This window comes from Shewanella colwelliana (assembly GCF_001735525.1).
Lineage (GTDB): Bacteria > Pseudomonadota > Gammaproteobacteria > Enterobacterales > Shewanellaceae > Shewanella > Shewanella colwelliana.
Map to the genome: position 1 here is coordinate 115,559 of NZ_MCBT01000009.1, position 24,104 is coordinate 139,662.

Here is a 24,104-nt window from a genome sequence, read left to right on the forward strand (position 1 = left end):
AATCAATGGAAAATTTGCAACTGGTATTGTTCGTGTTAGGTGCGATAGCCATTATCGCGGTACTTGTGCATGGTTTTTGGTCCATTAGACGGCAGCAGCCTAAGTCATTGAAAGAGACACCAATGACCGGACTGTACAAAGGCGATGCGCGCGATCGCGATGGTTTCGATGCCGACGGTATTGGTGAAGTCAGAGTACGTAAATTGAGCGGCAATGAAACGCCTGTTGGAAATGATACTGACTCAGAAGATGACACTGCGCCTCACGACGACGGTGCCGTGGTTGAGCCCAAAATGGGGGCAACGACTGAGCCGCAAAGTGCCAACAGCTTTTCGCTGTCCGGTCAGCCCAAGCAGAAAGCACCGCGCCAACGCCAAGAGCCAGTACTTAGCACAGAACTTGAGCTAAATGATGAACTGGAGCAGATGGAGTTAGGCTTAGGTCAAGCACCTGCACAGCCGTCACTATTTGAAGACCCTGTGGTGGCGCGTAAACCTGAGCCCGCGGCAAAACCTCAACCTGCCGTAACCGCAGCTAGCCCTGTTGAAGATGACGTTGTTGAGGCGACGACACCGCCGCTTGAAGAGACTGCAGAACTTGAGCAAGAAGCACCTCTAGGCGATCCGCAAGATGTGCTAGTGCTGCATGTTGTGGCAAAAGAGGGGGAAGCGTTAAATGGTGCTGAACTGTTACCGAGCTTATTAACCCTTAATTTTAAATTTGGTGAGATGGATATTTTCCATCGTCATGAAGATAATGCAGGAACAGGAAAGGTGCTGTTCTCATTAGCAAATATGCTTAAACCTGGCATATTCAATCCTGATGAGATGGAGCAGTTTACCACCCAGGGCATAGTGCTGTTTATGACGCTACCTTGTTATGGTGACCCATTGATGAACTTTTCAATTATGCTTAATTCGGCGCACCAATTAGCCGATGACTTAGGTGGGTTAGTGCTCGATGGCGGACGCTCTTCATGGAGCGAGCAGACTAAACAGTCTTACCTGCAACGGATCCGCGCTCAAGCGTAAACATCTGCATGACATTATTTTAGAGGCCGCATCTGCGGCCTTTATTGCTTATTCTGGACGAGACACAATGCAAGCGATACTAAAAGAGATACAACAACTTACCGCAGAGATTAATCAACATAACTACCGTTACTATGTTGATGATGAGCCGTCGATACCTGACGCCGAGTATGATCGCTTGATGCGTCGTTTACAAAGCCTAGAAGCTGAACATCCACACTTGGCATTGGCAGACTCCCCGACTAAACGCGTTGGCGGTGAAGCATTGGCCAAGTTTGAACAAGTCACTCACCTTAAGCCAATGCTAAGCCTAGACAATGTGTTTGATGAACAGGAATTTACCGCCTTTCATAAACGCATTAGTGACAAAGTGGGATCTGACCTGACATTTTGCTGTGAGCCCAAGTTAGACGGCTTAGCTGTAAGTATCCTATATCGTGATGGTCAGTTTGAGCGTGCAGCGACACGGGGCGATGGCAGTGTAGGTGAAGACATCACCGAAAACGTGCGTACCATTAAATCGATCCCGTTAAGTCTGCGTGGTGACAATTATCCTCCTTTATTAGAGGTGCGCGGTGAAGTGTTTATGCCTAAAGCGGCATTTGAGGCCGTTAACGACAAAGCGCGGCTCAAAGGGGAGAAGCTGTTTGTTAATCCACGTAACGCAGCAGCGGGAAGTCTACGTCAGTTAGACAGCAAAATTACCGCTAGCCGTGCGTTGGCATTTTATGCCTATGCACTGGGTGTGGTAGAGCCCGACACTTGGCCGTTGGCCGATAGCCATTACGGCCAGCTCATGCAGTTGAAAAGCTGGGGCTTCCCAGTAAGCGGTGAGGTCAAAGTGTGTGACGATATTCCAGCAGTGCTGGCTTATTACCAAGACATACTTGAGCGCCGCTCCTCACTTGCCTATGAAATTGATGGTGTGGTGCTGAAGGTCAATAGCATTGCGCAGCAGCAAACACTGGGTTTTGTTGCTAAGGCGCCACGCTGGGCAACGGCGTATAAGTTTCCTGCACAAGAGGAGATAACACTGCTAGAAGGGGTCGATTTTCAGGTTGGCCGTACTGGCGCTGTGACGCCGGTTGCTCGTTTAAAACCAGTATTTGTCGGCGGTGTAACTGTATCGAATGCCACGCTGCATAACGCTGATGAGATTGCCCGTCTAGGGGTCAAGATTGGAGACAGCGTCATTATTCGCCGCGCAGGGGATGTGATTCCGCAAATCGTCGCCGTGGTGAATGACAAGCGGCCACAAGATGCAACGTCGATCACCTTCCCCGAGCAATGCCCTGTTTGTCGTAGCGATGTCGAACGTATTGAAGGAGAAGCCGTTGCGCGTTGCAGTGGTGGACTCTATTGCGAAGCTCAGCGTAAGGAGGCGATTAAGCATTTTGCATCCCGTAAGGCGCTGAATATCGACGGCATGGGAGACAAAGTTGTTGAGCAGCTCATAGATAAAGAGTTGGTAGAAAGCCCTGCCGATCTGTTTAAGTTAACGGCTTCAGCCATGACGATGCTAGACAGAATGGGGCTAAAGTCTGCGACCAAACTGGTGGCTGCCATTGATGATGCTAAAACCACCACCTTTGCACGCTTTCTTTATTCACTGGGGATCCGCGAAGTGGGTGAAGCCACTGCTGCTAATTTGGCTAACTATTTTAAAACTTTAGATAAATTAAAACTTGCTGATGCTGACACCTTTACCAAGGTTGATGATGTGGGCGTGATAGTGGCACAACACTTAGTGCACTTTTTCGCGCAACCTCATAACGTTGAAGTGGTAGAGGGGTTATTGGCGGCTGGTGTCAATTGGCCCGCTATCGAGGAGGTTGCTGAAGACGCCTTGTCACTGAAAGGGCAAACCTGGGTGTTAACGGGCACATTAACTCAGTTAAACCGGAATGACGCCAAAGCGAAGTTACAAGCGCTTGGTGCGAAAGTGGCGGGCAGTGTGTCGAAAAATACCGATTGTCTCGTGGCGGGTGAAGCGGCGGGTTCTAAACTCACCAAAGCGCAAGAGTTAGGGGTTAAAGTGATAGACGAGCAAGGGCTCCTCGACCTCCTTGAGACGAGTTAAGCCATTATCTTTTTTGATTAAAACGCCATCTTTCGATGGCGTTTTTACTGGTGCAACTCAACAGATACATTGAAAAGCAGTATTCAATCACCATATAAGCTAAGTAGCACTCACTATATTTCAGTCTATGCCTGCACAACGGAGAGCAAAATTTGAATTTTAGTCATATCAATTGGCTCGACGATAATGGTTATTTTAAACCTCCAATAATGCTCTACATTATGTTGGCCTTTATTGCCCGAGGTTGGTGCGTGTTTATCGCCTCACTGACACAAGCCAGTGATCGCGCTGGTTTAGTGGCATTGATCTATCCACAAAAGTCAGATTTCCTGTTGGCCTTGGCTGCAGGAGCGGGAGCATTGCTTCTGTATGGGCTAGTGATTGCGGAGCGCAAGCGCAAACTGGTGTGGCTAATCCCGCTGTTTAACCAGTTTCGCTGGCTATTAGTGGTATTACTGTTAGTGGATGGAGGATTGCTGCTACAACGCTTGGTCCACAACTATTTCTTATTTAATTGGAGTTTTGGGCTCGACGCACTATTTCTATTTTGGAGCCTACTTTATATCGCTAAATCTAAGCACCTGCGTTACTACTTGAACGATTGGCGTACCGAATCGGTAACTGAGTGAGTAGCGTATTAAGTCTTGATGGGGAAGAAGACTATTTAGGATAAAAAAAACGCTGCCGAAGCAGCGTAAAAAATACCTTTTAGATAGAAAATCTGCCTAAAGATATCGGAATGTTAACAAAATACCTATATAAACATCAGTATAAACAACAAAATACTGGGCCTATATTAAGGACAATTGACAGCAACACTCCTTAAAGAAACGCAATCCGGGGTCGCTACGCTTCTTCAAAGAACGGATTCAATTTACCACCTATGAATATTGTATACAATATCCCTTGGTGTTTTTTTTGTTATATCTTATAGCTAAGTTAACGTCGAAGAGTGCATTGTCTCTGTGTCAAACATGGTTATCCTTGTCAATTTTATGACGAGTTATACTATTTGAGTTGCTATTGACTATAGTTATGTTATTAAAGTTAGGCTGCTTTTCATATTGTTAGACGAATTATGCTCCGCTTAACTTTTTCGTTAACCAGATGATGGCATGGGTCAGTATAAATGGAGTTACTTCGCGTGGCTAAAGTTGAGCCGATACAATTACCTCTCTCAAAATTACAGATAGGCATTACTGTAAAGTTGCCGCTGTCGTGGAAAAACCATCCTTTTCTGTTTAATCGCATCAAAATTGAGGAAGAGGCACAGATTGAGCTGATTAAAAGCCTTGGTGTGCCCTACGTTATTTTGCTCTCTGGCGAAGATCTTATTGATGAGGGGGAACCTGAGGTAGATGAGGTCGAGGTTGAGCAAGCCCCTGAAGTCGATCCGGTCGAGCAAGCCAAAATGCAGGTGAGAAAATCACTGCGATTGAGTCAGAAGCGCTTTATCGAGTGCGTTAATGAGAGCCGTTCTACTTTCAGTAAAATTGCCAGTGATCCCGAGGGCGCATACCGAGAGGCGGCAACGCTTGTTGAAAATATACTTGAGCATATGCATGAGTTTAAAGATCCTCATTTGGCCCTGGTGAGCGCAGGCGAATCTGATAGCAGCGTGACACAGCATGGGATCTCTGTTGCCGTGGTTGCATTAATGATCGCTAAATCGATGGATTTACCTAAGTCAGATATGCGAGATATCGCTTTGGGTTGTCTGTTTCATGATATCGGCAAGCTCAAGGTGCCTGAGAATATTAGGCGCAAAAAAACCGCCTTAACGGCATCAGAAGCTAATTTCATTAAAATGCACCCCAATTTTGGCCATGATATGTTGCATAAAACCGGACTATTTAATAAAACCGTTCTGCATATCATCTTGCACCACCATGAGTTTATTGATGGGACGGGTTACCCTGATGGTTTAACCGAAAAGAAAATTCCTATCGTGACTCAATTGGTGAGTTTAGCCAATGACTATGACGAGCAGCTTTGGAGTAATGAAAGCCGCTCGCCGCAGATAGCGTTAGGTTATCTGTTTAAAAACCATGCGGGTAAGCACTCAGAAACATTGATCTCTGTATTGGTAAAGTTACTCGGCATTTATCCGCCAGGCACCATAGTTAAGCTTTCTGATGGCAGTGTGGGTAAGGTGATGATGACCACTCAATCGGTTAAGCAGCCCCAAGTATGGGCCTGCCAAGAAGATGGTAGTCAGCCCAGCTTACGCTTTTTAACCCAAGAAGAGGTTGTCGTCGACAGTGTATTAAAGCGTGATGAATTAAAAGACGGTGCCCTCAAAGTGTTGCAAGTCGATAATGGTGTAAGCTTTTATTTCAGTGGTATGGAATAACAGACTGGTCGCCAAGCTGGCTTTGCGGTATTTTAGCTTCACTATCTGAAGTAAAAAGAAACCTTATGATTAATTCAATTGCCATTGTCGGTTGCGGCTGGTTTGGTTTGCCACTGGCTAAAACCTTGCTTGCTAACGGTATGACGGTAAATGGTTCAAAACGCTCAGCGGAGCAAGCAGAGACACTTAAGCAACAAGGTATTAAGGGGTTTGTGCTCGATCTTGATAACCCCCAAGCGTGTGATAATCCACAAACATTAGATGGGTTAAAAACCGATGCTATAGTGATCAATATCCCCCCGGGGTTACGTCGAGGTGAAGGACTATACCTTGAGCGTCTTAACCTGCTTAAAGCACTTATCAGTGACCATCATTATCAAAAGATTGTTTTTATCAGCACCACAGGGGTCTATCCCGCTACGGGTGAGGTAATGCGTGAGGATGATGCGTTCGGGCATTCACCTCAAGCGGCAATCTTATGCCAAGCCGAAGCCGTTTTTGCTGAGCTGCCCAACTGCGTGATAGTAAGGTTTGCTGGGCTGGTTGGGCCCAAGCGCCATCCTGGACGTTTTTTAGCGGGTAAAACCGGGCTCTCAGGTGCTGAATTATCGGTGAACATGACTCACCTTGATGATTGTATCGGGTCGGTATCGGCTATCTTGGCTCATCCAAAACCTCCATCAAACGCTTACAGTGTGTGTGCGCCACAGCACCCATCAAAGCAGACATTTTATCAAGCAGCCGCGTCGCAGTTGGGCTTAACACTACCCACGTTTTTAGCACCCAGCAGCGATGAGTACGATAAAGTGGTTGATGGCAGCCGTATTACGCGAGACCTAAATTTTCACTATAAGCACCCTGATCCACTATTGATGCTAGGTGCATGTGAGTGAGCCGTTTTTAGGTGAGTATTTGATTCAATGTGAGTAACAGGACGATACAGTATGAAGCGTTTTATAAAAAAAATAGGGTTAATGACGTTGGCACTGATAGCCACACTACTAATGAGTAGTGCTTACGCCACACCGACACGATTTTTTGAGGGCGTCGACTATGTCAAAGTGGCGGGCATCCCAGAAGCCAGTACGCCGGTGGTCAGGGAGTTTTTCTCCTATAACTGCGGTCATTGCTACCGCCAAGATAGCCTGTTTGCGGCCTCAATGGCCAAGTTAGAGGGCCAAGTAGACTTTGTTCGCACCCCCGTAGGTGCAGGACGTCCGAGTTGGCAGCTAAGCCAAGAGGCTTACTACTTGGCACAAAAGTTTAAGGTGACCAACCAAGCACACGGTAATCTGTTTAAACGTATTCATGAGGGGAAGGGCGCTTTTACCCGCCAAGAGGAACTTAGCCAATTTTTTGTAGAGCAAGGCGTGACCCAAGGCGACATAGATAACGCCCTTGCATCAGCTGATAGTAAGTTGGCCCTCGCGAACTATGATACCCAAGCGCAGTTAGCTGGCATACGCGGCGTGCCTTCATTACTGGTTAACGGCAAATATTTAGTGACCTCCAAAAAACGCTCAGCCGATGAACTCGCGGCATTGCTGGCATACCTGTCAGCGCTTAAATAGGGCACTTATAGCTAGACTCGCGACGGCTGGCAGCATACCCATTTGGTCGAGGCAGTCAAGCCGTCACTTGATTGAAATTAACAGCTCGCTGCAGGCTAATGTGTAAAGCTTGCTTCACAACGCTTTGCGTCATCCTTGGCCGCTTAATGAAAACATCTAACCTACATGGAAGTAGGGAATGCCGAAAAATGTCGGGAACATTTTCGGCCATGCCATCAACGTCCTCAGCTGCATCTACACTGGGTTATTCACTCTCTTCGATTTGACTTCATTTGGTGTGAGTGGCGAGTAAAAAGCTAACGTGCTTTTGCCCCAAAGTGGGGTGGCCTTGGAATGAAGGTTTGGCATTTTTTTAAGTTTGCTTGAGTAGCGTTATGCTGAATTCTCACTTATTGATTGGCTTTGAAAACGCACCTTGATGACGGTTATTTGCCTGCCGCAGGCTTTATGTGCAAGCGCTCTTTTGGCTCGCTGTGAATATGTCCCTATACGCTCCACGGTGGCATCCCTGCCACCAAGGGCCAAAACCGCGCTTACACTGGGTTATTTTATCTCTTCGATTTTACTTCATTTGGTGTGAGGGGCGAGTAAAAAGCTAACGCGCTTTTGCCCCAAAGTGGGTTGGCCTTGGAATGAAGGTTTGGCATTTTTTGGATTAGCTTATGTAGCGTTTGGCTGGGTGGGAATGGGCTAAGTGAGCTTGAAGGTCGTACCTTCATAGTAATCAATCACCTGCGGTGAGCTTGTGTGCAAGCACTCTTTTGGCACGCTGTGAATATGTCCCTATACGCTCCACGGTGGCATCCCTGCCACCAAGGGCCAAAACCGTGCTTACACTGGGTTATTTTATCTCTTCGATTTTGCTTCATTTGGTGTGAGGGGCGAGTAAAAAGCTAACGTGCTTTTGCCCCAAAGTGTGTCAGGACGGGATTGACCCTAGTTTCAAACATCTGCTGTTTGACTTACTTTCCCTCATGCCCAGGGCTCTAACTCTATGGCCAAATTAGCTAATCCACTACACCTCCCCCCCCCCCAAAAAAAAATAATGCATGTGCTCAACAAGACTACTATACCGTCGGCCATAAGAATTCTTTGATTGTTGAAAATTTCCCCGTCTTAACCAAATTCGGGTCTCTGTAATTCATATTCTTATCGTATTCAATCATAGATAATCTGCTTGCACTAACTTATTCAGTACCTAGTTTTTTATCGGAGTACCTATGAAATCGATCCCCAAATTATTAACTTACGCGCTGTGCACTTCTTTCACGCTTCCTGCGTTGGCAGAATCACCACTAGATTTCCAATTCCCGCGAGAATGCCGATTAACAGAGGCAGGGTATCCAATCCCCTTATGTGGACAACCATTAACTAAACACAATGTTATTTCAAAAACTGACGGCGAGCATCGTCAATATTCAGAGCACTTTATAGCAGGGCAAGAATCAATCGAGCTTGATGAAATGCGAATAACGACAATCGGCTCTGGTAACCCACCTGTACGTATGGGACAAGCATCCACAAGTTGGTTAGTAGAACTTGGAAATGGTGATAATTTCATCTTTGATGTAGGGGGTGGAACAGTACCAAATCTCTGGAGTCTTGGTTTACCTCACGATTCATTGGATAAAGTCTTCGTCACTCACTTACACTTAGACCACGTTGGCGGAATATTTAATTTATGGGATTCAATGGGCTGGGGGCGCAATGCACCTTTAAATGTGTATGGATCTTCTGGTCATAATCCTGAGCTGGGAGTTGCAAGCTTTGTCGAGCATGTTGAAAAGGCGGCGGCTTGGCATGTACTTAGTAAAACCGGGATCGCCGCAAATGAAGGCATGCAAATCCAAGCCCATGAATTTGATTACTCGAAATTTAGCCCCGAAACGCCGAAACAGTTAGTATATTCAGAAAACGATGTGAAAATATATGCGTTCCCGGTTGATCATATTCTGGTTGGTTCAGTGGGTTATCGACTAGAGTGGAATGGGTTATCAATGGCATTTACTGGCGATAGTGAGCCTACAACACATGAAGCTGAAATGGCGAAAGGTGTAGATGTGTTCATCCACGAGCTGTTTATTGATGCTCCAACATTTTCAGACAAAAACAATATGCCTATAGAAGTCGCTGAGAATATTGTGCATAAACATACTTCAGCAAGTGAGCTTGGAGAAATATTTACAATTTCTAAGCCTGGTTTAGGGGTAGGAACGCATTTCTTCACTAATGAAGATACGATTGATAGGGCCTTTAAAGGACTTGTCGAGTCATATGGTGGCCCAGTTGCTATTGCTCAAGATCTTATGGTTATTAATGTAACTAAAGAGCAAATTGTCACTAGAATGGCACGAACAGATTTGTTGAGTTGGTCTGCACCATCTGAGCCTGGTGAAGTGACATTTGATGAAAAACCCACGGAAGGGCTAACGCCTAAATGGGTATCCGACACTCGTTTGTAACAATGAACAATATATTGGCTTGATCATGTAAAACTTAAAACGCCCTGATTGGGCGTTTTTTAGCGATAAAAGAAAATGTTGTTTAGCGTTAGGGCTGTTCAACAGAGTTAAAAAAATCTTGCAGGGTTTGATGTAAGTATTGATTTAAAGGATAGCTCCTACGTGTTTGCAGATACCCACCAATAATATCAAACCGTTTATGTTCATCCGCAACTAGTGGTAGCGGATGAACGTCTAAATCTTTTCCCAATTCGGCTACATAACTGCTGGAAAAACAAATCGCGTCGGTTGTTTTTACGGTATGCAACGCCGCTTTGAGACTGTGTGTTTTCAGTACTACATTAGCTTGATACCCTTTTAATTGGTAGATGTCGTGTAGCGCGCTTTTGTCGTAGTTGACACCTGCTAAATAGAGTTGAACAATAGGTAATTCATGAATTCTTTCCCACTCATTCCCTTCTTTTAAAACTGGATGATTCTTTCTAGCAAGAATTCCTGAAGTCACGGTTTTTACATGGTGGCTGTAAATATCTTGAGGGAATGGAAAGTTTGAAATTTGTAAAGCATAATCAATTTTTCCATTTAACATATCTCTTAAAGACTGATTCTGCCAAAAGTCTAATTCGACTTTCGCATTTGGAAGCTTAGAAAAAAGCAGTTTTATTAACCGTTCTCCGAACACTTCTAATATGTAAGTATTAACGGAGATCGACACGGTGCCACGAAACTGAAATGGTTCGAAGTTACTAAATGAATCAATAACTTTTGCGACAGGGTTGAGCATTTCTACGGTAGCTTCGGAAAGCTGGATTGCTAATTCAGAGGGTTCGATGCCGTGCGCTTTTCTTAGAAATAGGTGGTCTCCAAACGTTTCTTTAAGCTTTGCCACACCACGACTCACACTGGTTTGTGAAATACCCAATATTTCAGCAGTTTTGTAGGTATTCCGAGTTTCAACCAGCACTTTCAACATTCTGAGTAAGTTCAAATCCATTTCGGTCAGTGCTTTGTCCATTAAACCTCCCTGATAAGTGAAATATCGACATTGTATTGTAGCTGTATTGAACGCTATGTAGTAATGATGTGGAACAAATATGCTGAGTTCGGCCCATGAAAAAAGCCAACTGAATAATCAGTTGGCTTTGATAAAGTCTATAACGACCGTTATTTCTGAGTTAGCTCTGGGAATCGCCACTCTCCATTGATAATTTCAGATTGAGGTTCATACATGCGGACAAGATAGTTCCAACCATCCGTTGTAGGTAAACAATTGACGGTTTTTTCGCTACAGTTTCCAAAGTCGATGGTAATGCTGCCGTCATCATTAGATTCAGCCATTAAGTTGTTGAAACTATGCACCCCTAGATCATTTTCTTCTAAAAAACCATTTTTGTTGTATACCGTTATAGACCAAAATGCATTTACAGGAACATCTTTTACTGTCACCTGATAATCGGTATCTCCGTCATTTTTGTCTACAGTTAAAACGTCGTACACGGCATTTTGTACCGGTAACCCCCCCCAGCCAGAGGCGGTGCTCAATACATGATGCACTGGATCAACTTTTTCTTTTAGCCCGAATCCTTTAGAGGCATCTGTGCCTAATAAGGCTAAAGTGTTTAAAGCATCTCGAGCAGACTGTAGCTGTTCAAGATCCCAGTTAGGAAGCTCAGGTTTAACCCCAACAAGTGGCGTATCGACATTGATTTTATCTTGTAACTCATTGGCGGCTTTAATATCTTCAGGATCACTACTATCTGCTAGTACTCGGAATGAAATAGCGGCATATCGTGTACCTACGTTTTCTTCAGTTAAGGTATAAGTCCCTGCTTCTGTTTCTGCGAATATAAAATGATCCTGGTTGGTGACTTGCATACTTATATATCGCTCAGCTCCATCGGGTAATGTTATAGTTGCAGGCTCACTTAAGTCTAGAATTACTCCCGAATAAAGCGTATCCAGATTCATTCGAATGATCGCTTGTTGATCTAGTGGGGTTGGTGCTCTCATATGGAATAATTTTCCGACATCCCCAATGATAGATAATTGAGATCGGATCATAGTATCGCTTTCAGCACGTGCGAAGTTATCAATGTTGACGTTTTCTGTGGCTAACGCAGCCCCGATGGAAAGCGAAGATAGAGAAAGCGCGATAACAGAAAGCTTTAAAGTATTATGAATTTTCATTGTAGTTCTCATTGTCATATATAACTGATATATAAAAGATAATGCGATATATAACACCGACAAGCGGGTTATTGGAATCGCTCTTGGATTCAAAGATTAAAACGCATAGGTATAACTTAAAGTTGCTTCATGTTCGCGGTCTTCGTTATATTTATACAGCAATCGTACGTTTTGATTGTTGTCAAATCGGTATCCTACAACTGTTTCAAACTCATACCTTCTAATGGATTGTGTGTCACCATTTTTAAGTTTTAGATCATTAAAGCTGTAGGTATACTGAGGAATAAAATTAGCCCAAACCTCTGGAGTGAAGTTGTAGACCAGCATGGCTTGTACCATTCCAATTGCGGCTTCGTTTTCAGCGAAATCATTCGTGGTAAACCCTACACCTACCATTGGAACAAATAGAGCATTCTCACCCAATGGCAAAACCTGTAATCCGTTCACCACTAGTGAATGAGAGTCAGCTCCTGCACCTGCAAAATCTGTATCCCAGATGTAATCTAAAAGGATACCAGAGCCTATTTCGGTATTGGTTGCCGCAGCTCTGATTCGATGTAAGTTCAAATTTTTCTTACCTTCATATTTTGCCAGTCCTCCCCATTCCTCATTGATTTGAGATGCTAAACCGAAACCAAGTGTTGCTCCTTCTGTACCATAAGCGGCTTCGAAAGAAGAGTAGATTACCGTTGGATCTGCAAAGTTGATGGTGTCTTCAGAGTCTTTTACAGAATTTTCGGCAGATACCATGGTTGACAAAACAAGCCCAATGGAAATAGCGAGTGTGTTCTTAATGTACATTTCTTTTCCTCCATTATTTATTGTTGGCAACATGTTATCGGTAAAATAAGAAGCAAAACATGAATTACAGAGAGTCGAATTTGGTATTCAAATTAGACTCTCTGTAATTCATGTTTTTTAGGTGAAAGTCAGTTTATTGTTTTGTTATCAAACAACTAAAGACATATTTGAGGACATCATGAATAAACCTTCTTTAAAGAATTACTTACTCATCAGCAGCGTAATATTTTCACCTTTGACTCTAGCAACTCCTGAGAATCAGGATGACTGGGAGTTTTCTATTAATCCATATATGTGGCTAACAGATCACAGAGGCTCCGCGGGGTTTGCAGAGCTTCCTCCCGTTGAAATGTCTCCAAAAAACATCATCGATGATGCTCAATATGGGCTTTCTCTATCGGGTTCAGCTGTTAAAGGTAATCATGGAATCTATGTAGATTATAGCTATAGCGATATCAGAAGCAGTGAAGAAATAGGTCCTGTTCTTGGCGATTTAGATGTTTATACCACGACCACTCTTTTCACTATGGCTTATGGATACGAAGTATTTCAGAATGAAAATACACACATTCAATTGCTAGCTGGGACACGTTATACCAACGTCAACTATGACTATCACGGAGGTATTCCATTGCTAACAGGGAACGCAAGTGATAGTTGGTTTGATGCGTTAATAGGGGTGCAAGGGCAGCACCAATTCAAAGATTCTAATTTATTTGTGAATGCCAGCGGACAAATTGGCGGAATCAGTTCTGATGGATTCTACGACGTGCAAGCCAACTTAGGTTATCAATTTACACCAGCTATTAGTGGGACTGTAGGTTATCGCCAATTTGATGTCGATTACTCGAATGGGGACTTTGTTTACGACATAAAACAGCAAGGCTGGCAACTCGGTCTCAATTGGGATTTTTAGCACCGCAGTATTGAATAATCTAAATAATATCTGAACTAGGAAACATCATGACAATTAAAAATAATGCTATAGCGGCGGTTGCAATCAGTGCATCTCTAATAATGACTGGATGCCATCAATCCTCAAATAGTGAATCTACTTTAATCCAATCCACAGAAGTACTAGAGATAACGGATGCAGCTCTGGAAGATATTGTGCGCCATTCATATCAATATGTTGCAATGTATAACGTCAACAATAAATTTGCGTTAGCACAGGGGGGATGGAACACAGTACATGCGGATACACAGCTTAAAGATCATACTCTTACAGACATAGCACGCCCGAATAACGATACACTTTATGTATTTTCATTGTTAGATTTACGAGATGATGCGGTAATAATTGATGTACCAGCCTTTGATTCAAGCTATGCATCTTTAATGGTAACTGGTTATGATCACTATGTAACAGTGCCTATTTCAGTGACCAAAAATGATTTTCAAGTACCTGAAAAGGTGTTGTTTTATACGGAAAGAACTTCAGGTTATAGCGGAGAACCTGTAGAAGGAATCGATCGTAGTATTAAAGTCGATGGCGACTTCGTGTCCGCCGCTTTTCGTGTGATGCCTCATGCTAATGAGCCGGAAAAATTCACAGAGATTGCAGAGCAGATGCAAGGTATTGCCGTAGTCACACTTAATGAGTATCAAGGCAAGCCCGCTAAACCTGTCGACAGAACACCCTTACCAGCGGTGGGGCGAACTGACTCTGATATCTACGCGAACAATTTTCTTGAAGTGATGCAGTTTGTTCTAAACCACACAACATTTGATACTAATGATCCATTAGATCAAGCTTATTTAACCGCGATGAAAAAGCTTGGTTTACAGCCCGGTAAAGCTTTTGATCAAGAAAAATCGATTGCGGTTGATGGCGAACGTTTTAGAGCCGTTGCCGATAAAGTAAGAATGGATATGTTTGCAAGAACGCAAGATCCAGTATTTACAGCTAAACATGGTTTAGATTTGTTTAAAACAAAAGGGGAGATAGACTTACATTTATTGGTTTTGCAATCAGTGATCGGTCCTGTCGGATTACCTGCTTCAGAAGCTGTTTATCCGCCGGTTGTTAGCGCAGATGGTGAGCCGTTAAACGCACAGCATGATTACGTGATAAAGATGAGTAAAGATGAGTTGCCGCCAGCAAAAGCCTTTTGGTCAGTGACATTATATGATTCTGAAAATGGTTTCTTTATTCCTAACGATCATATGAAATACAGTGTTGGTGAAAATGCAGGCATGGTCTTAAACGCAGAAGGGGGGATTGATATTCACATTAGTGCGGAAAAACCGGCAGATGTGCCCGCTGAAAATTGGCTGCCGATTAACCGTCAAGACGAACGCCTAGACATTATCATGCGTATCTATGATCCAGAGCTAGAAGCATATAAGGAGTACTCTGTACCAAACGCGGAGCGTGTTACAGCGAGTTAAGTAAGCAGGTCAAAGCATAAAGCAAAAAAGTGGGCTTCTAAGTAGCCCACATATTGATAGACCTGATTCAGTTAGACTTGGACTGCCCAGACTCCAATAGACATTTTTCGCCTATTCTGCGTAAGGTTACGGAAACAGAAAAGCTTTTATTTCCGAGAAGTGTAGCGGATGCATGAATCTAGCCACCTGACCAGATTTTTCACAATACAATAAATAATCCATGAAGTGCTAATTTAGGGAGATCGCTAACAAGGTTTTGTCCAAAAGCTTCTCACAAGGTCAAATCGAAGAAATAGATAACTCGGTGTAGATGCGGGTGCGGACGTTGATGGCAGGGATGCCATCGTCGAGCCTCCAAGGATGGATTCACGGCGTGTAGCAGCAGTATCTGCACACTCCTCGCCGGACAGGCGATTAGCTAAAGTGAAGATACAAATTTCAAAGACACTCTACCAACACAAATTCAGCCAAATGTTAAACCACATAAATGCCAACACCTTCATTCGAAGGTCAGTATATTTTTGTCCAGAAACGAGTTAACTTGTCATTGCCCAAGTGGTAGCAGCAAGGTCAAATCGAAGAGGTAGAAAACTCGGTGCGAACACAGTTGTGACCTTCTGAGGCATGGCCGCTCTCTGACATCCATGTCATCGCGGCATTTGTGAATCCATTCACGTCAGATGTCACGGCAGAGCCTAAAGGGAACGTACTTGCGGCGTGTCACAGAAGTACCTGCACGAATAGCCTGCTGCAAGCAATTCAAAACCATGAAAGTCAACGCTACCGTCAGCGAAATAAAAACCAATACAGCCAAATGCTACAAGTCAAAAATGCCAACACCGTCATTCGAAGGTCAGCGTCTACCTATGTACTGGCATTGAAAACCGCGATAGAGCTAAAAGTCTAAACTGTAATTGGGCGGTTTTTTTGTACATTTTGTTCACATTCAAGCTCGACCTTAGTCTAATGCACTGTATTATCAATACACTTACTTTACGTTGGCGTAAACTCATATCGCATTGTTTTTATATGGTTTTGTTGTTTACGTCTTGCGCCTTTACGTTGGCGTTAGACTAAGGTCGCGATTGTTGTTAAGCCTGTGCTTGCTAGATTAATCCCTGACTTAATAATAATCAGCACAGGGGAGTCGCAATAATGGCTTTTGAAAATAACGAAAAGGCAGCAGGTTACTGGCGTGAGAATTTACGTCTAGTAATTGGACTGCTAGCAATTTGGGCTGCAGTGTCATTTGGCTGCGGTATTTTATTGGTTGATGTACTAAATGAAATCCACTTCATGGGCTTCAAGTTGGGCTTCTGGTTTGCTCAGCAGGGCGCTATGTACGTATTCGTTGCACTTATTTTTGTCTATGTGGCCAAGGCCAATGCATTAGACAAAAAATACAATGTTCATGAAGATTAAGGAGCAATGAGATGGATGTTCAAACATTAACCTATTTAATCGTTGGGTTTACTTTTGCCCTCTATATTGGGATCGCAATTTGGTCTCGTGCTGGTTCAACTAAAGAATTTTATGTAGCAGGTGGCGGTGTTCACCCAGTGATGAACGGTATGGCAACAGCGGCAGACTGGATGTCTGCGGCGTCATTTATTTCATTGGCGGGTATTGTGTCATTTGTGGGTTATGACGGTTCAGTTTACTTGATGGGCTGGACGGGTGGTTATGTATTGCTTGCGCTCTGTATGGCTCCTTACTTACGTAAGTTTGGCAAGTTTACCGTGCCAGACTTTATTGGTGACCGTTACTATTCTCAAGCGGCACGTACAGTAGCCGTTGTCTGTGCCATCTTTATCTGTTTCACCTATATTGCTGGTCAAATGCGTGGTGTGGGCGTTGTGTTCTCTCGCTTCTTAGAAGTTGAGGTGGAAACGGGCGTATACATTGGTATGGCCGTGGTGTTCTTCTATGCCGTACTCGGTGGTATGAAAGGCATTACCTATACGCAGGTTGCACAATACTGTGTGTTAATTTTTGCTTTCATGGTGCCAGCAATCTTTATCTCAGTGATGATGACAGGTCACGTGTTACCACAAATTGGTTTCGGTGCTGAGTTAATTGACGCGGCGGGCAATGGCACTGGGGTCTATCTGCTTGATAAGCTTGATGGGCTGTCGGCTGAACTCGGCTTCTCTCAGTACACTGAAGGCTCTAAGAGCATGATTGATGTGTTCTTTATTACTGGTGCATTGATGTTTGGTACTGCAGGTCTGCCGCACGTTATCGTTCGTTTCTTCACTGTACCTAAGGTGAAAGATGCGCGTGTATCTGCGGGTTGGGCGTTAGTTTTCATTGCCATTATGTATACTACGATTCCTGCTCTGGCTGCGTTCTCTCGTGTAAATATGATTGAAACCATCAATGGTCCAGAGTCGACAGGTGTTGCTTATGAAACGGCACCAGAGTGGATTAAAAACTGGGAAAAGACGGGTCTGATTAAGTGGGACGATAAGAATGCCGATGGCAAGATTTACTATGCTAAAGGTGATACCAATGAGATGAAGATTGACCGCGATATCATGGTACTTGCGACGCCTGAAATTGCTAATTTGCCTGCATGGGTGATTGCATTGGTGGCGGCTGGTGGTCTAGCGGCTGCGCTATCAACCTCTGCAGGTCTGTTATTGGTTATCTCTACTTCGGTATCTCATGATCTGTTGAAGAAAAACTTTATGCCTGATATCTCCGATAAGAAGGAGCTGATGTTTGCGCGTATTGCTGCGGCACTGGGTATTGTGATGGCGGGTTACTTCGGTATCAATCCACCAGGCTTTGTGGCAGCGGTGGTTGCAATCGCCTTTGGCTTGGCTGCATCGTCTCTGTTCCCGGCCATTATCATGGGTATCTTCTCTAGAACCATGAACAAAGAGGGTGCTATTGCAGGTATGGTTATCGGTCTGTTATTTACCGCGAGCTACATTGTTTACTTCAAGTTTGTAAACCCTGCGGACAACAACCCTGCTAACTGGTTCTTGGGTATCTCTCCTGAAGGTATCGGTATGCTAGGTATGTTGGTTAACTTTGGTGTGGCATTCGTTGTCAGCAAGATGACCGCTGCGGTACCGCAAAATGTGGTTGATATGGTTGAGTCAATTCGTTTCCCGAAAGGGTCGGGTGAGGCGCACGATCATTAATACCTGACACAATACGTGTTTTATGGTGATAACCAAAAGGAGCGCTTGCGCTCCTTTTTGTTGCTTACAAAGTAGTGGTTTAATTTGCCTGCAGACGTAGGTATTAGCGAGATAAGTCATAAACTTGATGAGAATTAGCCTGATGGTAATGGATCCGATTGGTACTGAGCCGATTTCTCCATTAGAGTGAGGTATGCCCAATGTCGAGAATCAAGCTTTGGATCATAACCAAATCAGTGTAAATACCTTCAATAAGCTGGCACAAGTCTATCAAGACAAGTATATGGACATTCCCCTGTATCATGCCTCCTATGATGCCTTATGCGAGCGAATTTCCGCTAATGATAAGGTGCTCGATATCGCCTGCGGGCCAGGCAATATTAGTCGTTATCTGTTAGAACGCCTGCCAGATATCGACCTTTTAGGCTCTGATTTAGCGCCAAACATGGTTGAGCTTGCTCGGACTAATAATCCTGAAGGCGTTTTTGAGGTGATGGATTGCCGTGCAATTGCCCAACTCGGGCAACAGTTCGACGTCATTGTGTGCGGCTTTTGTCTGCCTTATCTCGATAGCGATGATACTCAGTTACTAATAAGGACCATGGCTGCGTGTTTGACTGATGGCGGCGTGCTGTACTTAAGCACCATGGAGGGGGATTATGCTGCTTCTGGTATGCAAACATCGAGCAGTGGGGATCAGGCGTTTATTCACTACCATGATGGCGACATGCTGACAGAGCAGCTGCATGTTAATGGCTTAAATGTTGTGTGGACTCATCGGCAAGATTATCCCGAACGTGGTGATGTGGATCTGTTTTTAATAGCCAAGAAGGGCGCCTAATTACGTGCGGGCTGGCCTTTAGTCGAATAGCATGAGATTACACGCTAACGTTATAGTGGTAGGGAATATGCTGATCTAAGAGAGAAAGTATGGACGCCAGTGAACTGCAACCCATTTCCCACTTTTTAAACCAATTGACCCCATTTGACAGCCTGTCGCCAGCGACCCTGGAGCGCTGCTGTCGTGCGCTAACGGTGGGCTATTATGGTAAGTCGTCAGTGTATGTGCCGCTAGATGAAGCACACCCGCAACTTTATATTGTTCGCAGTGGCGCCTTTGAGGTGCGCAGTGAAGATGGCGACTTGATTGATCGATTGGGTGATGGTGATTTCTTTGGTTTCCCGTCACTGCTCTCTGGCGATAAGGTTAGTAATCGAGTGCAAATATTAGAAGATGGTCTCGTTTATCATCTCGACCCCAATACCTTTAATCAGCTGCGGAGTGAGAGTCGTGAATTTGACCGATTCTTTAATCGTGCTTTTGCCAAAAGATTGCGCCATCAGAGCCGATTTAAAGCCAAAGAGCTGGGGTCTACCAACCGCGTCAGCAGCCTAATGTCTAAGCATCCGTTGACCATAGATATTAACGCTACCGTGACAGAGGCTGCTAAGCTGATGCGCGATGCGCGTGTTTCATCGGTATTGATTATAGACAACCAAAAGCTGGCGGGCATCCTAACGGATAGAGATCTGCGTAACCGCGTGTTGGCTGAGGGCTTGGATGGTTTATTACCTGTGCATCAAGCCATGACATGTGCCCCAACAACACTAGCCTCTAGTGCGTTAGTTTTTGAGGCTATGCTATTGATGAGTCAACATAACATTCATCATCTGCCCATTATTGATGAGCAGCAGCCCGTTGGTGTGATCACTAGCACCGATATCTTACGCGGCCAAAGTTCTCAGCCGCTGTTGCTCATTGGCGAGATTGAGCGACAGCATGATCTGGACAGTCTGATCAGCGTGAGTAAACAGATCCCATTATTGCTGCAAAACCTCATTAGCGCCGATGCGCGCGCCGAAGAGATAGGCCGAGTACTGACATCGGTGACTGATGCCCTGACACGTCGACTGATCCTATTAAACCAACAGATATTAGGTGAAGCGCCAATGCCTTTTTGTTGGTTGGCGTTTGGCTCCCAAGGCCGTCAAGATCAAGCCGCGTGCTCTGATCAAGACAATGGCTTACTGCTCGCCCACGAAATGGACGAATACGCTGAGGGGTATTTTGAGGCACTCACTAAGGCGGTGTGTGCGGGACTGGATAAATGCGGTTATGTGTATTGTCCTGGCGACATCATGGCGCAAAACCCTCAGTGGCGTATGACCTTAAAACAGTGGCAGACTAAATTTGATACTTGGGTGGTTCGTCCTGAGCCCAAGGCATTAATGCATGCCAGTATCTTTTTCGATATGCGCTGTGTATTTGGACCAACAAATTTGTTCGATAGCCTGCAAGACAATGTGCTTGAGTCAACCAAAGATAACGACATCTTTTTAGCGGGAATGGCGGCTAACTCATTACAGGTATCACCGCCGCTGGGTTTCTTTAAGAAATTTGTATTAGAGCGTGATGGCCAAGAAGTGAAGGGGATTGACCTGAAACATAAAGGCAATGCCTTGATTAATGATATCGCCCGCGTGTATGCGCTGTCTGCGGGGATCAAAGAGGTCAATACCGCCAAACGCATTCGATTATTAATGGAGCAAAATATCATTAATCGAAAAGATGCGCTGAATTTGGCTGACGCCCATGAGTTTATTGCACACATGAGGCTATCGAATCAAGGCTACCAATTTACCCATAATGAGCCGTTGAGCAACTTCCTTAAACCACAAAACCTGTCGTCGCTGGTAAGACATCAATTACGGGATGCTTTTAAGGTGGTGCATGATGCTCAGGCTGGCATAAAGCTCAAATTTACGCGGAGTTTTTAGCTTGCTGCACACTCAGGTATTAAAAAGCCGATTATGTTGGCGGGCATTTCGTAGCCATAAAGAGCAGCTTAAAAATTACTATCAGGCCTTACTGCCATTGTTGGATAAGCCGCTAAATCAGGTACCTATGGTAGCGGTGGATCTTGAGATGACCGGATTAGATGCAGCGTTCGACCAGATTTTGAGTATAGGCCTGGTGCCCATTAGAGATGGTCAGCTCGTTTTGGCTCAAGCCCAGCATAAATTGGTTAAGATTGATGGCAGCGTTGGTCAGAGTGCAACCATTCACGGTATTTTAGACAATCACCTGAAACAGGCATTAACACCTGAAGCAGCAATGGAATGGTTTCTTGAAGCCACCCTTGGCAAAGTGCTTGTTGCCCATCATGCACCACTGGATTTGGCATTTCTGCAAAATGGTTTAGCCAGTTTACTGGGAGAGAAGGTCAGCCTTATTGCTATCGATACCTTAGCGGTTGAGCGTAAACGTCTGTTGCGTCAACATGAAGTACTTAAAGAGGGGAGTTTGCGTCTGGGGGCCTGCCGTGATCGTTACCACTTGCCCATTTACGCGGCGCACAATGCACTAATTGATGCATTGGCCTGTGGTGAGTTACTGTTAGCGCAAGTTGCGTCAATTAGTGGCACAGAGCAGGTAAAGGCGGCTGAGTTGATCGGCTGATGCAGATTTGGTTACATTTATTTGATTTCGCTAATAGGGTAAATTGCCTATGTTATAAATTGGCTTATTAATTAGTTAAAGGTAACTATGGCATTACCCTTATTGTGGTTAGGTGGGGCGGCAATCGGTGCACTGGTGGTGGCCGATGAGCGTAACAAGCGCAAGGCCTTGCAGGTAGAGCGCCGATTGGGGCGAGCACCGGTTGAACCAAACGAGAAGCAGGCTAGTCCATTAACCCCCAGCGTTTGGCATAGCAGTGATGTAAAAGTTGCGCCCATGCCAGGTAGCATTGTCTGCTGTTTTGTTTTTGGTGTGATTGAGCACACTGGCATATGGTTAGGTGATGACTGCTTAGTGGAGCTTCACGGTTCTGGGCTTGTTAGGCCTATATCCTCAAAACGGTTTTTAGCCGGACGCACAGGCAGTCGTATTTTTCAAGCCTGCGATCATCAGCATCATCCCTTGATTGCCGATAAGGCCTTAGCTAGGGCCACAGCAAGCATCTATCAGTATCGTGACTATGATCTGTTTGACAATAACTGCCATCGTTATGTGTGGTCTTGTATGACAGGCGAAGAAGTGGCTATTTCAAGCTTTGACAAATTGAATAAAAAGCTCGGCAGCTACTTTAATCAGGCCATCTATTGGGATGAGATACGTTAACGGCAATAATCTTGGTGGCGCGTTTTTAAATCATCGTAAACAAAAAAACCGGCGAATGCCGGTTTTTTTGTTTGAGGCTACTTAGCCACAGAAGTGTTTTACTGCGCCTGCAACCAGCTCAATACCTGTTTGCTCACAAGGTGGCAGCTCAGCATCTGACTGATTGATTGGAGTGACGCGGTCGCCCCATTTAAAGAGTACGGCTGCCGAGGTTAATCCTGCACCAAATGCACAGGATAGGATGGTTTGATTAGGCTTAATCATCCCTTTCTCTAGCGCATCACATATTGCAATAGGAATTGTTGCCGCAGAAGTATTACCGTAGTTGGCGATATTAACGACCGCTTTCTCTTTAGGTATTTTCATGCGGTTAATCAGGGTATCGATTATGCGTTCATTGGCTTGATGAGGAATAACCCAATCCACTTCCTCTTTATCAACACCACATTTCTCAAGCACTTTAGTGCTGAGTTTACCCATTCCGGCAATGGCACGCTTGAAGATCTCTTGTCCATTAAACTCGATATAAAAATCTAATGAGGCAGCGTTGAATCTGTCCATTGCGGTACCGAAACCAGCCTTGAGGATATCACGACCCGCTGGATCGTTATTTAACTCATAACCTAATACGCCACCTGGTTGGTCAGTCGCTTCGACAACCACAGCGCCCGCGCCATCACCAAATAGCACGGCCGTTTCACGGCGTGACCAATCTAGATAGAAAGAGAGGCGCTCAGCACCAATCACCAATACTTTTTTTGATTGGCCACTTTTTATCTGAGAGCTGGCAAGGCCAAGCCCATATAAGAAGCCACTGCATGCAGCATTAATATCAAACGCCCCACAGCTCGCGCCAATGTTGGCTTGTACGGTAGAGGCAATGTTAGGAATTAATGTATCTGGGCTAGCCGTTGCTAAGATGATGAGATCTATGTCACTGCCTTCTAGTCCTGCTGCGGCCAGTGCGCGCTTGGCGGCGACAGATGCCAACTCTGATGTGTTGACATGGCTGATGTGGCGTTGGCTTATCCCTGTACGCGGCTTAATCCATTCATCTGATGTGTCGATAAAGGTGGCAAGGTCATGGTTGGTAAGCGTTGCTGGAGGTACACATTTTCCCCAGCCAGTAATGGTGGCGTACTGCATCTGATATTCTCTCAAAAATAATAAAGGCAGAACCAAAGCTCTGCCTTATCGAACTAATTTAATAAGCCTAGCAAGAAGTTGACCAGTCGACCGTGACCTAGTCCACTTGTTGAGCAACTAGCTCACGAATTGCGGCTGCTGCATGTAATATGTGATCTTTTAATAATACGATCGCTTTATCAATCTGCTGGGTCTTACAATAGTCTAGCAGATCTCGGTGATCTTGTGCCGCGCGAGGAATACCCCCTGCGAGCAGGAGTTGAAGACGGATATAACGGTCACAATTGGTGTTTAAACCATGCACCACTTCCAGCGTGTGAGGGCGGTTTGCGGCTTGATAAAGGCAGGTGTGGAACTTGGTATTGAGTTCGCTCCAACTGCTTACCGCATCTTCCTCTTTGAAGGCGGCTTCAAGTTCATTTAAGTAACCTTCAGCTTGTTCCAATAGCTCATCGGTAATATTGGGAATAGCCTTGGCCAACAGGTCGGTTTCAATGAGGGCACGCAGTTCAAAAAGCTCAGTGACTTGTTCTACTGATAGTTCAGTTGCCGTCGCACCTTTATGGGCTTCAAACTTAACTAGCCCTTCAGCTTCAAGTTGCAGTAATGCTTCTCTAACTGGAATACGACTTACATTTAGCGCTTCGGCTAATGCGCTTTGACGCAATGGTTCACCAGCGGCAATTTCGCCAGAGAGGATTTTCTCTCTTAAGACTTCAACTACAACTTGTGTGCGTGTTTTATGAACGATTGGCGTTGTTCGGCTCATAGTTTCCGTTATGTCTATTCGTTATTATATGTGATCCG

21 protein-coding genes are annotated in these 24,104 nt (G+C 44.7%); 16 read left to right on the forward strand and 5 right to left on the reverse strand.

Features of this window, described 5'->3' with window-relative positions; all coding sequences use genetic code 11:
* The first annotated feature begins 5 nt into the window (after positions 1 to 5).
* The 7 genes from zipA to gntH all read left to right on the forward strand — a co-directional run bounded on the left by zipA (position 6) and on the right by gntH (position 9,497).
* Positions 6 to 1,031 carry a cell division protein ZipA gene (zipA, locus tag BEL05_RS03495; RefSeq protein ID WP_069670284.1) on the forward strand — a complete coding sequence of 342 codons (1,026 nt, stop codon included), beginning with the start codon at positions 6 to 8 and terminating at the stop codon, positions 1,029 to 1,031.
* Positions 1,032 to 1,098: 67 nt separating this feature from the next.
* Complete coding sequence (gene ligA / locus BEL05_RS03500) at positions 1,099 to 3,111, forward strand: NAD-dependent DNA ligase LigA (RefSeq protein ID WP_069670285.1); 2,013 nt, start codon at positions 1,099 to 1,101, stop codon at positions 3,109 to 3,111.
* Positions 3,112 to 3,263: 152 nt separating this feature from the next.
* Entirely contained in the window at positions 3,264 to 3,740 is a 477-nt protein-coding gene (locus tag BEL05_RS03505; RefSeq protein ID WP_028765410.1) for a DUF2919 domain-containing protein, read from the forward strand.
* 515 nt (positions 3,741 to 4,255) lie between these two features.
* A complete protein-coding gene (locus tag BEL05_RS03510) occupies positions 4,256 to 5,464 on the forward strand; it encodes an HD-GYP domain-containing protein (RefSeq protein ID WP_028765409.1) in 1,209 nt (402 codons plus the stop codon).
* Between the two features lie 65 nt (positions 5,465 to 5,529).
* A complete protein-coding gene (locus tag BEL05_RS03515) occupies positions 5,530 to 6,357 on the forward strand; it encodes an SDR family oxidoreductase (protein WP_069670286.1) in 828 nt (275 codons plus the stop codon).
* A 51-nt stretch (positions 6,358 to 6,408) separates the two neighbouring features.
* Positions 6,409 to 7,035 (forward strand): thiol:disulfide interchange protein DsbA/DsbL, encoded by a 627-nt coding sequence (locus tag BEL05_RS03520; protein WP_069670287.1) that lies wholly within the window; start codon positions 6,409 to 6,411, stop codon positions 7,033 to 7,035.
* Positions 7,036 to 8,255: 1,220 nt separating this feature from the next.
* Positions 8,256 to 9,497 carry a guanitoxin biosynthesis MBL fold metallo-hydrolase GntH gene (gntH, locus tag BEL05_RS03525; protein WP_069670288.1) on the forward strand — a complete coding sequence of 414 codons (1,242 nt, stop codon included), beginning with the start codon at positions 8,256 to 8,258 and terminating at the stop codon, positions 9,495 to 9,497.
* Between the two features lie 88 nt (positions 9,498 to 9,585).
* Here the strand turns inward: gntH and BEL05_RS03530 are convergent, their stop codons facing one another.
* From BEL05_RS03530 to BEL05_RS03540, 3 genes are all read right to left on the reverse strand, one after another.
* Positions 9,586 to 10,512, reverse strand: coding sequence for a LysR family transcriptional regulator (locus BEL05_RS03530; protein WP_069670289.1), 927 nt, complete (start codon positions 10,510 to 10,512; stop codon positions 9,586 to 9,588).
* A gap of 149 nt (positions 10,513 to 10,661) precedes the next feature.
* Positions 10,662 to 11,684, reverse strand: a complete 1,023-nt coding sequence (locus BEL05_RS03535) for a DUF1214 domain-containing protein (protein WP_069670290.1) — start codon at positions 11,682 to 11,684, stop codon at positions 10,662 to 10,664.
* Positions 11,685 to 11,780: 96 nt separating this feature from the next.
* Positions 11,781 to 12,485 carry a hypothetical protein gene (locus BEL05_RS03540; protein ID WP_069670291.1) on the reverse strand — a complete coding sequence of 235 codons (705 nt, stop codon included), beginning with the start codon at positions 12,483 to 12,485 and terminating at the stop codon, positions 11,781 to 11,783.
* A 178-nt stretch (positions 12,486 to 12,663) separates the two neighbouring features.
* Between BEL05_RS03540 and BEL05_RS03545 the strand changes: the two genes are divergently transcribed.
* The 9 genes from BEL05_RS03545 (at position 12,664) to BEL05_RS03580 (ending at position 22,151) form a co-directional block, all read left to right on the forward strand.
* Positions 12,664 to 13,401, forward strand: coding sequence for a porin family protein (locus BEL05_RS03545; protein WP_069670292.1), 738 nt, complete (start codon positions 12,664 to 12,666; stop codon positions 13,399 to 13,401).
* Between the two features lie 47 nt (positions 13,402 to 13,448).
* Positions 13,449 to 14,876: a DUF1214 domain-containing protein gene (locus tag BEL05_RS03550; protein WP_069670293.1), complete on the forward strand. Its 1,428-nt coding sequence runs from the start codon at positions 13,449 to 13,451 to the stop codon at positions 14,874 to 14,876.
* A gap of 661 nt (positions 14,877 to 15,537) precedes the next feature.
* Entirely contained in the window at positions 15,538 to 15,783 is a 246-nt protein-coding gene (locus BEL05_RS20875) for a hypothetical protein (RefSeq protein ID WP_139151808.1), read from the forward strand.
* 248 nt (positions 15,784 to 16,031) lie between these two features.
* Positions 16,032 to 16,298: a DUF4212 domain-containing protein gene (locus BEL05_RS03555; RefSeq protein WP_028764706.1), complete on the forward strand. Its 267-nt coding sequence runs from the start codon at positions 16,032 to 16,034 to the stop codon at positions 16,296 to 16,298.
* Positions 16,299 to 16,309: 11 nt separating this feature from the next.
* A complete protein-coding gene (locus tag BEL05_RS03560; RefSeq protein ID WP_028764707.1) occupies positions 16,310 to 18,028 on the forward strand; it encodes a sodium:solute symporter family protein in 1,719 nt (572 codons plus the stop codon).
* A gap of 193 nt (positions 18,029 to 18,221) precedes the next feature.
* A complete protein-coding gene (locus BEL05_RS03565) occupies positions 18,222 to 18,869 on the forward strand; it encodes a class I SAM-dependent methyltransferase (protein WP_245686932.1) in 648 nt (215 codons plus the stop codon).
* 89 nt (positions 18,870 to 18,958) lie between these two features.
* The gene (locus BEL05_RS03570) at positions 18,959 to 20,806 is read left to right on the forward strand and encodes a DUF294 nucleotidyltransferase-like domain-containing protein (protein ID WP_069670294.1); all 1,848 of its coding nucleotides are present in this window, start codon (positions 18,959 to 18,961) and stop codon (positions 20,804 to 20,806) included.
* A 4-nt stretch (positions 20,807 to 20,810) separates the two neighbouring features.
* Entirely contained in the window at positions 20,811 to 21,488 is a 678-nt protein-coding gene (locus tag BEL05_RS03575; protein WP_069670310.1) for an exonuclease domain-containing protein, read from the forward strand.
* 87 nt (positions 21,489 to 21,575) lie between these two features.
* A complete protein-coding gene (locus BEL05_RS03580; protein WP_028764711.1) occupies positions 21,576 to 22,151 on the forward strand; it encodes a lecithin retinol acyltransferase family protein in 576 nt (191 codons plus the stop codon).
* Positions 22,152 to 22,232: 81 nt separating this feature from the next.
* On the opposite strand, the gene BEL05_RS03585 is transcribed toward BEL05_RS03580, so the two are convergent.
* Positions 22,233 to 23,297 (reverse strand): ketoacyl-ACP synthase III, encoded by a 1,065-nt coding sequence (locus tag BEL05_RS03585; RefSeq protein ID WP_028764712.1) that lies wholly within the window; start codon positions 23,295 to 23,297, stop codon positions 22,233 to 22,235.
* 97 nt (positions 23,298 to 23,394) lie between these two features.
* Positions 23,395 to 24,066 carry a GntR family transcriptional regulator gene (locus BEL05_RS03590; RefSeq protein ID WP_028764713.1) on the reverse strand — a complete coding sequence of 224 codons (672 nt, stop codon included), beginning with the start codon at positions 24,064 to 24,066 and terminating at the stop codon, positions 23,395 to 23,397.
* Positions 24,067 to 24,104: the final 38 nt, after the last annotated feature.